Genomic DNA, 15,000 nt, shown 5'->3' with positions numbered 1-15,000 from the left:
GAAACCGGCCTTATAATGAAGGAAGAAATGGATCGTAATGAGAAAGAGGTGATAGCATGTCTTTTGTTCACCTGCAAGTGCATAGCGGGTATAGCCTGCTAAACAGCGCCGCGGCTGTGGAAGAACTCGTCAGTGAAGCTGACAGGCTCGGATATGCGTCTTTGGCGCTGACAGATGATCATGTCATGTACGGAGCTATTCAATTTTATAAAGCTTGCAAGGCGAGAGGGATCAACCCAATAATCGGTTTGACGGCTTCTGTTTTTACAGATGACAGCGAGCTTGAAGCATACCCGCTCGTCCTGCTGGCAAAATCAAATACAGGCTATCAAAACCTGCTGAAAATCAGCAGCGTTCTGCAATCTAAATCAAAAGGCGGACTGAAGCCGAAATGGCTTCACAGTTATCGAGAAGGGATTATCGCAATAACGCCCGGCGAAAAAGGATATATTGAAACGCTTCTTGAAGGAGGGCTGTTCGAACAGGCTGCTCAAGCCTCGCTGGAATTTCAGTCTATATTCGGAAAGGGAGCTTTTTATTTCTCCTATCAGCCTTTTAAAGGGAATCAAGTCTTGTCTGAGCAGATTCTAAAGCTATCAGAAGAAACGGATATCCCTGTTACGGCCACAGGCGATGTGCATTACATAAGGAAGGAAGATAAGGCTGCCTACCGTTGTTTGAAAGCGATTAAAGCGGGGGAAAAACTGACGGATGCACCCGCTGAAGATTTGCCTGATCTCGATTTGAAACCACTCGAAGAAATGCAAAACATTTATCGAGAGCATCCCGAGGCACTGCAAGCTTCTGTAGAGATCGCGGAACAATGCCGGGTTGACGTCAGTCTCGGGCAGACCCGTCTACCGTCTTTTCCGACCCCAGACGGAACGTCCGCTGATGATTATTTAACGGATATCTGTATGGAGGGACTCCGCAGCCGTTTCGGCAAGCCTGATGAACAATACCTTCGCCGTCTTCAATATGAGCTTGATGTCATCAAGCGGATGAAGTTCAGCGATTACTTTCTGATCGTGTGGGATTTTATGAAGCACGCCCATGAAAAAGGGATTGTTACAGGACCGGGAAGAGGTTCTGCGGCAGGTTCTCTTGTGGCATATGTGCTGTATATCACAGATGTTGACCCGATTAAGCATCACCTTCTGTTTGAAAGATTTTTAAATCCCGAACGCGTCAGCATGCCGGATATTGATATTGACTTTCCCGATACTAGAAGGGATGAAGTCATTCAATATGTTCAGCAGAAATACGGTGCGATGCACGTCGCACAGATTATCACCTTTGGAACACTTGCGGCAAAGGCGGCGCTCCGGGACGTCGGCAGAGTATTCGGCGTCAGCCCGAAGGAGGCAGATCAGCTTGCAAAACTCATTCCTTCAAGACCGGGAATGACGCTGGATGAAGCGAGACAGCAGTCACCGCAGCTGGATAAGCGGCTTCGGGAGTCAAGCCTGCTTCAGCAAGTCTATTCAATTGCCCGGAAAATAGAAGGGCTGCCAAGGCATGCATCAACCCACGCAGCGGGCGTTGTCCTGAGTGAAGAACCGTTAACAGATGTTGTTCCGCTTCAAGAAGGGCATGAAGGGATTTATTTAACGCAATACGCGATGGACCATCTTGAAGACTTGGGCCTTTTAAAAATGGATTTCTTAGGTTTGAGGAATCTGACACTTATTGAATCCATCACTTCAATGATTGAAAAAGAAGAAAATATTAAAATAGATCTTTCAAGTATTTCCTACAGCGATGACAAAACGTTCTCCTTGCTGTCAAAAGGGGATACGACAGGCATTTTCCAGCTTGAATCTGCAGGGATGAGAAGCGTCTTGAAACGGCTGAAACCTTCGGGCCTAGAAGATATTGTGGCGGTCAATGCACTGTACCGGCCGGGTCCGATGGAAAATATTCCGTTATTTATCGACCGTAAACACGGCCGGGCGCCTGTTCACTATCCTCATGAAGATTTAAGGAGCATTTTGGAAGATACATATGGCGTCATTGTGTATCAGGAACAAATTATGATGATTGCTTCCCGTATGGCGGGGTTTTCTTTAGGCGAAGCGGACCTATTGAGAAGGGCGGTCAGCAAAAAGAAAAAAGAAATCCTGGACAGAGAGCGAAGCCATTTTGTTGAAGGGTGCTTAAAAAAGGAGTATTCTGTAGACACTGCAAATGAGGTCTACGATTTAATCGTCAAATTCGCAAACTATGGCTTTAACAGAAGCCATGCGGTGGCATACAGCATGATCGGGTGCCAGCTTGCGTATTTGAAAGCTCATTATCCGTTATATTTTATGTGCGGATTGCTGACAAGCGTCATTGGCAATGAGGATAAAATCTCTCAATATCTTTACGAAGCAAAGGGGAGCGGGATTCGTATCCTTCCTCCGTCAGTGAATAAAAGCAGTTTTCCGTTTACAGTTGAAAACGGATCTGTCAGATACAGCCTCCGCGCGATAAAAAGTGTAGGCGTCTCAGCAGTCAAAGATATATATAAAGCAAGAAAAGAGAAACCATTTGAAGATCTTTTCGATTTCTGCTTTCGCGTGCCGTCAAAAAGCGTAAATCGCAAAATGCTTGAAGCACTTATCTTTTCTGGTGCGATGGACGAATTCGGCCAAAACCGGGCCACGCTGCTCGCATCCATTGATGTTGCTTTGGAACATGCTGAGCTATTCGCCGCGGACGATGACCAAATGGGATTGTTTTTAGATGAATCGTTTTCAATTAAGCCGAAGTATGTGGAGACGGAGGAGCTTCCTCTGGTGGATTTACTTGCGTTTGAAAAGGAAACGCTTGGCATTTATTTTTCAAATCATCCGCTCTCCGCCTTCCGAAAACAGCTCACTGCGCACGGAGCAGTCTCCATTCTGCAGGCTCAGCGGGCAGTCAAAAGGCAGCTTTCACTAGGCGTTCTGCTGTCGAAGATCAAAACGATTCGGACGAAAACAGGTCAAAACATGGCGTTTTTAACGCTCAGTGATGAAACCGGCGAGATGGAAGCCGTAGTCTTCCCTGAACAATTCAGACAGCTTTCTCCCGTTTTAAGAGAAGGCGCTCTTTTGTTCACAGCGGGGAAATGTGAAGTTAGACAAGATAAGATCCAATTCATCATGTCCCGGGCAGAATTATTAGAAAATATGGATGCAGAAAAAGCGCCATCGGTTTATATAAAAATAGAAAGCAGTCAGCACAGCCAGGAGATCCTGGCAAAGATTAAGCGCATTTTGCTGGAGCATAAAGGGGAAACAGGCGTTTATCTCTATTATGAAAGGCAAAAACAGACGATTAAGCTTCCTGAGTCGTTCCATATCAATGCAGATCACCAGGTGTTATATCGCTTAAAAGAGCTGTTGGGTCAAAAAAACGTCGTTTTAAAACAGTGGTAACGATTCGCTTTTTGTTATACAATTGGAGCAATTATGTGATCCTGTTTAAATATTCAGATAGATTTACTCCGCAGAATGCAGCAATCAACGCAGCAGTATACGAATCAAAAAATATCCATAAGGAGTGTTTAGGAGAATGTCATTAAGAGAAGAAGCATTACACCTGCATAAAGTCAACCAGGGGAAACTGGAGTCTAAATCAAAAGTAGAGGTCAGAAATGCGAAAGATCTAAGCCTCGCTTATTCTCCGGGTGTTGCAGAACCGTGTAAGGATATTCATGAAGACATTAACAAAGTATATGATTATACAATGAAGGGGAACATGGTAGCAGTTGTAACTGACGGTACAGCTGTGCTTGGCCTTGGAAACATCGGCCCTGAAGCGGCGCTTCCTGTTATGGAAGGGAAAGCAGTTCTTTTCAAAAGCTTTGCGGGCGTAGATGCGTTCCCGATTGCTTTAAACACAAACGATGTTGATAAAATCGTTGAAACTGTAAAATTGCTGGAACCGACATTTGGCGGCGTCAACCTTGAAGATATTGCAGCGCCAAACTGCTTTATCATTGAAGAGCGCCTCAAAAAAGAAACAAACATCCCGGTTTTCCATGATGATCAGCACGGTACTGCCATTGTAACCGTAGCAGGTCTTGTGAACGCGCTGAAACTGTCTGGAAAATCCATGTCATCCATTAAAGTTGTCGCAAACGGCGCGGGTGCGGCTGGCATTGCGATTATCAAGCTTCTTCATCATTATGGCGTTCGCGACATTGTGATGTGCGATTCCAAAGGGGCCATTTATGAAGGGCGCCCGAACGGCATGAACGATGTCAAAAATGAAGTGGCGAAGTTCACGAACCAAGATCGCAAAGACGGTTCTCTGAAAGATGTCATCGTTGATGCTGACGTATTTATCGGTGTCTCTGTAGCAGGCGCGTTAACAAAAGAAATGGTTCAAAGCATGGCAAAAGATCCAATTATCTTTGCAATGGCAAATCCAAATCCGGAAATCATGCCGGAAGATGCGCGTGAAGCCGGAGCAAGCGTTATCGGAACTGGCCGTTCTGACTTCCCGAACCAAGTAAACAATGTTCTTGCATTCCCTGGTATTTTCCGCGGAGCACTTGATGTGCGTGCCACTCATATTAACGAGGAAATGAAAATCGCAGCGGTTGAAGCCATTGCTTCACTGGTTTCAGAAGATGAGCTTAGCGCAGACTATGTCATCCCTGCACCGTTTGATAAACGTGTTGCGCCTGCTGTTGCGAAGGCTGTGGCAAAAGCTGCGATGGAAACAGGTGTTGCAAGAATCACTGTTGACCCTGAGGAAGTCGCAGAAAAAACAAGAAAACTTACGATTATTGGTGAATAATTTTAATTCATTCCAAAAATGGCAGCGCGTTGGCGGAGACCGGCGCGCTGTTCTCAAGTTAAACTGACGGCTGAAATTTTTTTAGGGGGTTAGCCTTAAAAAAATTTCAGCCGGGTTTAACATTATTTTTGAATGCGCTGTCAACCTTGTCGTTTCAACACCTTATCTGATTTCATACAAGCCTTTCCGAGCACGTCATCGAATAAAAAGTTGTCGAATTGAGGATGACAGCGTTTGACAAAAAAAGTACAATAGTTTCGGTAAAGTTATTAGCAAGTCTATCTGTTTGATGACATGCGGTGAAGAGAACCCTTCACAAAAGGGAGGTAATCATTTGTTAAAGGATATATTCACGAAAAAGAAAAAGTATGCTTCCGTACCGTCTGATCAAGCGAAGCACGATGTTCCGGAAGGCATTATGACAAAATGTCCTAAGTGTAAAAAAATCATGCTCACTAAAGAGTTGGATAAAAATATGCGGGTATGCATGAACTGCGATTATCATTTCCCAATGAACGCAAAACAGCGTATCGAAAGCTTGATGGATGAACAATCCTTTGAGGAATTCAATCAGGGAATGCTCTCGGAAAATCCGCTTGGTTTCCCGGGATATCTGGAAAAGCTTGAAAAAGATCGCGAGAAAACATCCTTAAACGAGGCTGTTGTGACAGGCAAAGGCACCATCGGCGGACACCCGGCTGTTGTCGCCGTCATGGACTCTTCATTCAGAATGGGCAGCATGGGTTCAGTCGTCGGTGAAAAAATCACGCTTGCGATTGAAAAAGCAAAAGCTGATAAAGTTCCGTTTATTATTTTTACGGCTTCAGGCGGCGCTAGAATGCAGGAAGGCGTATTAAGTTTGATGCAGATGGCTAAGACAAGCTCTGCGTTAAAACTGTTCAGTGAAGAGCAGGGTCTTATTATTTCAGTAATGACGCATCCGACTACCGGGGGCGTATCAGCAAGCTTTGCATCCCTTGGAGATTACAATTTCGCTGAACCTGGCGCGCTGATCGGTTTTGCCGGAAGACGGATTATTGAACAGACAATAGGAGAAAAACTGCCTGAGGACTTCCAAACGGCTGAATTTTTATTAAAACATGGACAGCTTGATGCGGTTATTCATCGCGACGATATGAAAAAAACGTTAGAAAATCTGCTGGATATGCATCAAACAGGAGGTGACATTGAGTGGCTCCAAGATTAGAATTTGAAAAACCGGTGATTGAACTGCAAACCAAAATCGCCGAACTAAAAAAATTCACCCAAGATTCCGATATGGATCTAAGTGCGGAAATCGAACGGCTCGAAGACCGTCTCGCTAAGCTTCAGGATGATATTTACAAAAATCTGAAGCCATGGGACCGGGTTCAAATTGCGCGTCTGGCGGACCGTCCGACAACTCTTGATTATATCGAACACCTGTTTACCGACTTTTTTGAATGTCACGGAGACAGAGCGTACGGGGACGATGAAGCCATTGTCGGCGGTATTGCGAAGTTCCACGGCCTCCCTGTAACGGTAATCGGGCATCAGCGCGGCAAAGACACGAAGGAAAACCTAGTCCGCAATTTTGGGATGCCGCATCCTGAAGGCTACAGAAAAGCGCTTCGTCTGATGAAACAGGCTGACAAATTTAAAAGACCAATTATCTGTTTTATTGATACGAAGGGGGCATACCCTGGACGAGCAGCTGAAGAAAGAGGACAAAGTGAAGCTATTGCCAAAAACCTGTTTGAGATGGCCGGCCTTCGAGTGCCTGTTATCTGCATCGTCATCGGTGAAGGCGGAAGCGGCGGAGCCCTTGGTCTGGGTGTAGGCAATCACTTGCATATGCTGGAAAACTCTACTTATTCTGTTATTTCTCCGGAAGGTGCCGCGGCACTTTTATGGAAGGACTCCAGTCTTGCTAAAAAAGCAGCAGAAACAATGAAAATCACTGCGCCGGATTTAAAAGAATTAGGTATTATAGATCATATGATTAAAGAAGTAAAAGGCGGAGCGCACCATGATGTGAAGCTGCAGGCAAGCTATATGGACGAAACCCTTAAACAATCGTTAAAAACTTTGCTGAAGCTGAGCGAAGAAGAATTAGTTCAGCAGCGCTATGAAAAATATAAAGCAATTGGCAAAGTCTCGGTTGAAGATCAATATATCGGGGTAAACTAAATAAACGTGAAGCCTTTGGCTCACGTTTATTTTTTGTGACATTCCTTAAATTTTATTTAAAAACAATTTATTTAATTGTATAATAGGTAAGGTTTCATAGGGAGGATGGAGATCCCTTTTCATTGTTTTTAGGGCAATGATCATGTTATGTTTAATCATATATGTTGCTGAGGTGAATGGAGAATGAAACGTATAGGGGTATTAACGAGCGGCGGGGATTCCCCGGGAATGAACGCAGCAGTTCGCGCAGTAGTCAGAAAAGCGATCTATCATGACGTTGAAGTTTACGGTATTTACAACGGATACGCGGGATTGATCAGCGGAAAGATTGAAAAGCTTGAACTCGGATCAGTAGGCGATATTATACATCGTGGAGGAACTAAGCTTTATACGGCAAGATGTCCTGAATTCAAAACAGTTGAAGGCCGTGAAAAAGGGATAGCAAACTTGAAGAAGCTTGGTATTGAAGGCCTTGTTGTTATCGGCGGAGACGGTTCCTATATGGGTGCGAAAAAATTAACGGAACACGGGTTTCCATGTGTAGGTGTACCGGGTACAATTGATAATGACATTCCGGGCACTGATTTTACAATCGGTTTCGATACAGCTTTAAATACAGTAATTGACGCAATTGATAAGATTCGCGATACAGCGACTTCTCATGAACGTACATATGTAATCGAAGTAATGGGCCGTCATGCCGGCGATATCGCATTGTGGGCCGGTCTTGCAGGGGGCGCGGAATCGATCTTAATCCCTGAGGCAGACTATGACATGCACGAAATCATTGCCCGCTTAAAACGCGGCCACGAACGCGGCAAGAAGCACAGTATTATTATTGTTGCCGAAGGTGTAGGAAGCGGTGTTGAATTCGGGAAACGCATTGAAGAAGAAACAAATCTTGAAACTAGGGTATCTGTATTGGGCCATATCCAGCGCGGAGGTTCTCCGAGTGCTGCTGACCGTGTGTTAGCAAGCCGTCTCGGCGCATATGCAGTTGAACTGCTGCTTGAAGGAAAAGGCGGACGCTGTGTAGGTATACAAAACAATAAGCTTGTAGACCATGATATTATAGAAATACTTGAGACAAAACACACAGTTGAGCAAAACATGTATCAGCTTTCAAAAGAACTGTCTATCTAATGTACAGCTGAAGGCTGAAGATTTCAGAAGGAAGTGAACCAAATGAGAAAAACTAAAATTGTTTGTACCATCGGTCCGGCAAGTGAAAGTATTGAAATGCTTACGAAATTAATGGAGTCAGGAATGAACGTGGCTCGATTAAACTTTTCTCACGGAGATTTTGAGGAGCACGGTGCAAGAATTAAAAATATCCGCGAAGCAAGTAAAAAACTTGGCAAGAACGTTGGAATTCTGCTTGATACAAAAGGTCCTGAAATCCGCACACATACAATGGAAAACGGCGGTATTGAGCTTGAAACAGGCAAAGAGCTCATTATTTCAATGGACGAGGTTGTAGGAACAACAGATAAAATTTCAGTGACATATGAAGGTTTAGTCCATGACGTTGAACAAGGTTCAACGATTCTGTTAGATGACGGCCTTATCGGTCTTGAGGTACTTGATGTAGATGCCGCTAAACGCGAAATCAAAACAAAAGTATTAAACAACGGAACACTCAAAAATAAAAAAGGTGTTAACGTACCGGGCGTAAGTGTCAATCTTCCGGGTATTACTGAAAAGGATGCGCGAGACATCGTTTTCGGTATTGAGCAAGGAGTAGATTTCATCGCACCATCTTTCATTCGACGTTCTACGGATGTGCTCGAAATCCGTGAGCTTCTTGAAGAGCACAACGCTCAGGATATTCAAATCATTCCTAAAATCGAAAACCAAGAGGGCGTTGACAACATCGATGCGATTCTCGAAGTGTCTGACGGCTTAATGGTTGCACGCGGAGACTTAGGTGTGGAAATTCCAGCTGAAGAAGTGCCGCTTGTGCAAAAAGAACTGATCAAAAAATGCAACGCGCTGGGCAAACCTGTTATTACAGCGACACAAATGCTTGACAGCATGCAGCGCAACCCGCGTCCGACTCGTGCGGAAGCAAGTGACGTTGCAAACGCGATCTTCGACGGAACAGATGCGATCATGCTTTCTGGTGAAACTGCTGCCGGAAGCTATCCGGTTGAAGCAGTTCAAACGATGCATAACATCGCGTCCCGTTCTGAAGAAGCTTTAAATTATAAAGAAATTCTCTCAAAACGCAGAGACCAAGTAGGCATGACAATTACAGACGCAATTGGACAATCTGTCGCGCATACGGCGATTAACCTGAATGCTGCTGCAATCGTAACGCCGACAGAAAGCGGCCATACAGCACGTATGATTGCAAAATACCGTCCGCAGGCTCCGATTGTTGCGGTTACTGTAAATGACTCTATTTCCAGAAAGCTTGCCCTCGTATCTGGCGTATTCGCGGAAAGCGGCCAAAATGCGAGCTCAACAGATGAGATGCTTGAGGATGCTGTCCAAAAATCATTGAACAGCGGAATTGTAAAACACGGCGATCTTATTGTTATTACAGCAGGCACTGTCGGTGAGTCCGGCACTACGAACTTAATGAAGGTTCATACTGTCGGCGATATCATCGCTAAAGGCCAAGGCATTGGACGCAAATCAGCTTACGGTCCGGTTGTCGTTGCACAAAATGCAAAAGAAGCTGAGCAAAAAATGACTGACGGTGCGGTACTTGTTACCAAAAGCACTGACCGTGATATGATTGCATCCCTTGAAAAAGCGTCTGCTCTCATTACAGAAGAAGGCGGCTTGACTAGCCATGCTGCGGTAGTCGGATTAAGCCTTGGCATCCCGGTTATCGTGGGTCTGGAAAATGCGACATCTATTTTGACAGATGGCCAGGATATTACAGTTGACGCTTCCAGAGGCGCAGTCTATCAAGGCCGTGCGAGCGTTCTTTAATTACAGGTGAAAATGGAAGGGGAATCCCTTCCTTTTCTCTTTATCATGCCTTTTGTTGAACAGAACGTGTTACACGTGTGGGGGGCTTGGATATGAGATTTTTGTTTTTGCTTTTTATTGTGTTTCCGGCAATAGAAATCGGCATATTCCTATTTTTAGGCAAGCTGATTGGCATTTTGCCGACAGTTCTATTCATGATTCTGACTGGCATTATCGGCGCAGCAGCTGCAAAAAAACAAGGAACCGAAGTGTATTATAAGGTTCAGCGTGATCTTCAATATGGCAAAATGCCGGGGGAAGCGATTGCTGACGGTCTGTGCATTTTCATTGGCGGTCTATTGCTGATGCTTCCGGGCTTTTTATCAGATTTGGCCGGCGCCTGTCTTCTTATCCCGTTTACCCGCGGCTGGTGTAAGCCGATTCTGTTCAAATGGCTGAGAGGAATGTCGAAGAATAAGCGGATCATCATCAAATAAAAAACGGCAGCCATGAAAAAACGGCTGCCGTTTTATTTTTGCTGAACGGTGATATAGGACCATATTTCTTTTAATGCGCCTGTTGTGATGAAAGCTTGGATGATGACGAGTACAGCCGGTCCCGCAATCAGTCCTAAAAACCCGAATAATTTAAAGCCGGCAAACAGGGCGATGAGCGTTGCCAGCGGATCGATCCCGATAGATTTACTTAGGATCTTGGGCTCTGTCAGCTGCCGCTGAATAAGAACGACGAGGTACAGGATACCAATTCCGATCGCTTGGGGCAGCTGGCCCGTAATTGATAAATACAAAATCCAGGGCACAAATACGGAGCCGGCACCTAAGTAAGGGAGAAGATCTACAAGCCCGATTAAAAAGGCGATTGTTGCGGCGTGTTCAACCTTTAAGAGAGAAAGGCCGATAAATACAATCACCATCGTGATGAAAACGAGGACGGCTTGTGCTTTGATAAAACCAGTCATTGCTTTTTTTAATTCGCTGCTGATCGCTTTGCTGTTAGCTGTCACACGATCCGGCAGAATTAAAACAAGCATGGCTTTCAGCTTATGCCAATCCTTTGTCATAAAAAAGGTTGCCAGAAGAGAAAAAATCAGAACCGCCGCCGTATTGGGAAGAAGAGCGAAAAATCTCGGGATCATCTCTAGAATGTGGGACAGCAGGAGCCCGGCATTTTTAGCGGCAGAATCACCGAGTGTCTGGATATGAGTGACGATGGAAGCCTGCTGGTTCGTTTCCAATTCTTGAAACAAAAGAGTTAACTCGTTATAGAGCGGCTGAATATGTGTTGTAAACAATTTTTCGCAATATGAAATAAACGTGCTGATATGCGGAGGCAGCGTTTTTGCTAGATAGGCTGTTCCCGTTACGATTTCGGCTACCAGAATGGTAAGGGCGCCGAAGGCTGCGAGCAGAAAAAAAGCAAGAACGCCCAGAACATTTATCGTTCGGGGGAATCCTGTCACTTTGTCCAAATAATCGACAACAGGATGAATCACTGATGAAAGAATAAGGGCGATCAGGAACGGATAAGTTAACGGAAACGAATAATAGGCCGCAGCTATCGACCCTGCGGTCATTGATATGACAAAGAGGGTTCTGAAAAAAATAGTGATATAAGATTGATTCACGAAAACGGTCCTCCTCTCGTCAGCATGTCCTATTTTTTATATGTATTCACGCTGTTGCTGAATATGAATACATTCATCTTAAAGGAGGGATGGCATGTGTTTACACAAGCGAATTTATTTTTAATTTTACTCTTGGCTATCGCACTTATCGCAAAAAACCAATCATTGCTCTTTGCTGTATCCGTCCTTTTGATCATCAAAATCGTTGGGCTTGATCAGAAATTATTTCCGACCATCCAGTCAAAAGGCATTAACTGGGGTGTGACCATTATTACCATCGCCGTTCTTGTCCCGATTGCCACGGGAGAAATCGGATTTAAGCAGCTTGGAGAAGCAATGCGGTCTTCCTACGCATGGATCGCCCTTGGAGCGGGGATCGCAGTGGCGCTGATTGCAAAAAACGGCCTGACCCTGCTTGAAAATGATCCACATATTACAACTGCTCTCGTGATCGGGACCATTCTTGCAGTCGCGCTTTTTGGAGGAGTTGCGGTGGGACCGCTGATCGGAGCGGGGATTGCTTATTTAGCCATGCAGATCGTAAAACTGTTCACTTCATAAAAAAAAGCGGCCCTAAAGCCGCTTTTTTTTATGCAAAAACCCGCAAATAAAGGCGTTTTTTCGGGAAAATCACAGAATGAAAAAAAAAATTATAGGTAAACATTTAACAAATGTCTGATTATTGTTTATAATGAGAATAGGCTTAAACTTAAATAAGCTTATAAGAATTTGTTATGTTCTTTCATAAGCAAAGGGTTTTAGTTCCAGCAGCCAGTAAAATGTAAGCATTTTCTTTTTGGGGGAGAGAAATACTTGCATCGTGCTTTTTAAGTAAGCCTCATGTTTTTACAACACTCTTAAAGGGGAAATTTATTGAAAAGGAGATGTTATATATGACAGCGACACGCGGTCTTGAAGGGGTTGTAGCAACAACATCATCTGTTAGTTCTATTATTGATGATACCCTTACATATGTGGGGTATGATATCGATGATTTGACAGAGAATGCAAGTTTTGAAGAAATCATCTACTTGCTTTGGCATCTAAGGCTGCCAAACAAAAAAGAGCTTGAAGAGTTAAAGCAGCAGCTTGCAAAGGAAGCTGCGGTTCCGCAAGAAATTATTGAGCACTTCAAATCTTATTCCCTCGAAAATGTTCATCCCATGGCTGCTCTTCGGACAGCAATTTCATTACTAGGCCTGCTAGACAGCGAGGCTGATACCATGAACCCGGAAGCCAACTACAGAAAGGCGATCCGCCTTCAGGCAAAGGTGCCTGGCCTGGTTGCAGCGTTTTCCAGAATTCGCAGGGGTCTTGAGCCTGTTGAACCGAGAGAAGATTACGGTATTGCGGAGAATTTTCTTTACACATTAAACGGTGAAGAGCCTTCACCAATTGAAGTTGAAGCCTTCAACAAAGCATTGATTTTACATGCTGATCATGAGCTGAACGCGTCAACGTTCACAGCGAGGGTCTGCGTCGCAACACTTTCTGACATCTATTCAGGCATTACTGCAGCAATCGGCGCGCTGAAAGGGCCTCTTCACGGCGGAGCGAATGAAGGCGTTATGAAAATGCTGACAGAAATCGGTGAAGTGGAAAACGCTGAGCCGTACATCCGCGCTAAACTTGAAAAGAAAGAAAAAATCATGGGATTCGGCCACCGTGTGTATAAGCATGGTGATCCGCGCGCGAAGCATCTGAAAGAAATGAGCAAGCGCCTGACCAACTTGACAGGCGAAAGCAAATGGTATGAGATGTCGATTCGTATAGAAGACATCGTCACATCAGAGAAAAAGCTTCCGCCTAACGTTGATTTCTATTCGGCTTCTGTATATCACAGCCTCGGTATTGACCATGATTTGTTTACACCGATTTTTGCTGTAAGCAGAATGTCCGGCTGGCTGGCTCATATTCTTGAGCAGTATGACAACAACCGTCTGATCCGCCCGCGGGCAGATTACACAGGCCCTGACAAACAAAAATTCGTTCCGATTGAAGAAAGAGCCTAAAGAACCATTGGAGGCTGGCTTGCGTCAATGAGGTTAGCCTCTTGTTCAGAACATCAAAATTGGGTTACACTTTAAATTGAATGTTAGGAAAAATCATTTTATTTTCTATATAAGAAAAATAAAATGTTTTCTAAATATGAATTACATACTGGGAGGTTTTTATTGTGGCACAAGGTGAAAAAATTACAGTCTCTAACGGAGTATTAAACGTACCAAACAACCCGATTATCCCATTTATCGAAGGAGACGGAACCGGTCCTGATATTTGGAACGCGGCTTCGAAGGTTTTGGAAGCAGCAGTAGAAAAAGCATACAAAGGCGAAAAGAAAATTACATGGAAAGAAGTTTACGCCGGAGAAAAGGCTTATAATAAAACAGGTGAGTGGCTCCCTGCTGAAACATTAGATGTGATCCGCGAATATTTCATCGCGATTAAAGGCCCGTTAACGACACCTGTCGGCGGCGGTATCCGTTCTTTGAACGTAGCGCTCAGACAAGAGCTTGACCTATTCGTCTGCTTAAGACCTGTAAGATACTTTACTGGAGTGCCGTCACCGGTAAAACGCCCTGAAGATACTGATATGGTCATCTTCCGTGAAAATACAGAAGATATTTACGCAGGCATCGAGTATGCAAAAGGCTCTGAAGAAGTGCAAAAGCTTATCAGCTTCCTTCAAAATGAGTTAAACGTCAACAAAATCCGTTTCCCTGAGACATCAGGTATCGGCATTAAGCCTGTTTCAGAAGAAGGAACAAGCCGCTTGGTCAGAGCTGCCATTGATTATGCGATCGAGCATGGCCGCAAATCTGTAACACTTGTTCACAAAGGAAACATCATGAAGTTCACAGAAGGCGCATTCAAAAACTGGGGCTATGAACTTGCTGAAAAAGAATACGGAGATAAAGTCTTCACATGGGCTCAATATGACCGCATTGCTGAAGAAGAAGGAAAAGACGCTGCCAACAAAGCGCAAAGCGAAGCGGAAGCAGCAGGAAAAATCATTATCAAAGACAGCATTGCTGACATTTTCCTTCAGCAGATCTTAACGCGTCCAAACGAGTTTGATGTCGTTGCGACAATGAACTTGAACGGAGATTACATTTCTGATGCTCTTGCTGCGCAAGTCGGCGGAATCGGCATTGCTCCTGGAGCGAACATCAACTACGAAACAGGACATGCGATTTTCGAGGCGACGCACGGAACGGCTCCTAAATATGCAGGCCTTGATAAAGTAAACCCATCTTCGGTTATTCTTTCAGGCGTTCTGCTTCTTGAGCATTTAGGATGGAACGAAGCGGCTGATTTGGTTATCAAATCTATGGAAAAAACAATCGCTTCTAAAGTCGTAACTTACGATTTTGCTAGATTAATGGACGGCGCGACTGAAGTGAAATGTTCAGAGTTCGGAGAAGAACTGATCAAAAACATGGACTAAGCAAGGAAAAAGCCTAAAACTAGCCATAAAGGAGAAGAGAGAC

At 44.4% G+C, this 15,000-nt stretch carries 11 protein-coding genes; 10 read left to right on the top strand and 1 reads right to left on the bottom strand.

The features are described 5' to 3' along the window. Window positions 1-56 precede the first annotated feature (56 nt). From dnaE to NYE56_RS14565, 7 genes are all read left to right on the top strand, one after another. Entirely contained in the window at window positions 57-3,404 is a 3,348-nt protein-coding gene (gene dnaE / locus NYE56_RS14595; RefSeq protein ID WP_341284019.1) for a DNA polymerase III subunit alpha, read from the top strand. A 136-nt stretch (window positions 3,405-3,540) separates the two neighbouring features. Further along, window positions 3,541-4,773 (top strand): NADP-dependent malic enzyme, encoded by a 1,233-nt coding sequence (gene maeB, locus NYE56_RS14590; protein ID WP_014664951.1) that lies wholly within the window; start codon window positions 3,541-3,543, stop codon window positions 4,771-4,773. A 334-nt stretch (window positions 4,774-5,107) separates the two neighbouring features. Continuing rightward, window positions 5,108-5,980, top strand: a complete 873-nt coding sequence (accD, locus tag NYE56_RS14585) for an acetyl-CoA carboxylase, carboxyltransferase subunit beta (RefSeq protein WP_003223544.1) — start codon at window positions 5,108-5,110, stop codon at window positions 5,978-5,980. Beyond that, window positions 5,965-6,942, top strand: a complete 978-nt coding sequence (accA, locus tag NYE56_RS14580; RefSeq protein WP_123372924.1) for an acetyl-CoA carboxylase carboxyl transferase subunit alpha — start codon at window positions 5,965-5,967, stop codon at window positions 6,940-6,942. Before accD ends, accA begins: the two co-directional genes overlap by 16 nt. A gap of 183 nt (window positions 6,943-7,125) precedes the next feature. Further along, window positions 7,126-8,085: a 6-phosphofructokinase gene (pfkA, locus tag NYE56_RS14575; protein WP_003229420.1), complete on the top strand. Its 960-nt coding sequence runs from the start codon at window positions 7,126-7,128 to the stop codon at window positions 8,083-8,085. A 42-nt stretch (window positions 8,086-8,127) separates the two neighbouring features. Next, entirely contained in the window at window positions 8,128-9,885 is a 1,758-nt protein-coding gene (gene pyk, locus NYE56_RS14570; RefSeq protein ID WP_004398560.1) for a pyruvate kinase, read from the top strand. A 92-nt stretch (window positions 9,886-9,977) separates the two neighbouring features. Beyond that, complete coding sequence (locus NYE56_RS14565) at window positions 9,978-10,361, top strand: FxsA family protein (RefSeq protein ID WP_015251477.1); 384 nt, start codon at window positions 9,978-9,980, stop codon at window positions 10,359-10,361. A 32-nt stretch (window positions 10,362-10,393) separates the two neighbouring features. On the opposite strand, the gene ytvI is transcribed toward NYE56_RS14565, so the two are convergent. Continuing rightward, window positions 10,394-11,509, bottom strand: a complete 1,116-nt coding sequence (gene ytvI, locus NYE56_RS14560) for a sporulation integral membrane protein YtvI (RefSeq protein ID WP_123372925.1) — start codon at window positions 11,507-11,509, stop codon at window positions 10,394-10,396. Between the two features lie 96 nt (window positions 11,510-11,605). Between ytvI and NYE56_RS14555 the strand changes: the two genes are divergently transcribed. The 3 genes from NYE56_RS14555 (at window position 11,606) to icd (ending at window position 14,957) form a co-directional block, all read left to right on the top strand. Beyond that, entirely contained in the window at window positions 11,606-12,070 is a 465-nt protein-coding gene (locus NYE56_RS14555) for a DUF441 domain-containing protein (RefSeq protein ID WP_004398695.1), read from the top strand. 332 nt (window positions 12,071-12,402) lie between these two features. Further along, window positions 12,403-13,521, top strand: a complete 1,119-nt coding sequence (citZ, locus tag NYE56_RS14550; protein WP_014477638.1) for a citrate synthase — start codon at window positions 12,403-12,405, stop codon at window positions 13,519-13,521. A gap of 164 nt (window positions 13,522-13,685) precedes the next feature. Then, window positions 13,686-14,957 (top strand): NADP-dependent isocitrate dehydrogenase, encoded by a 1,272-nt coding sequence (icd, locus tag NYE56_RS14545; RefSeq protein ID WP_014477637.1) that lies wholly within the window; start codon window positions 13,686-13,688, stop codon window positions 14,955-14,957. The last annotated feature ends 43 nt before the right edge of the window (window positions 14,958-15,000 follow it).

It is taken from the genome of Bacillus sp. FSL R5-0603 (assembly GCF_038050295.1).
Classification (GTDB): domain Bacteria; phylum Bacillota; class Bacilli; order Bacillales; family Bacillaceae; genus Bacillus; species Bacillus subtilis.
This window is presented reverse-complemented; position numbering and strand designations above follow the sequence as displayed.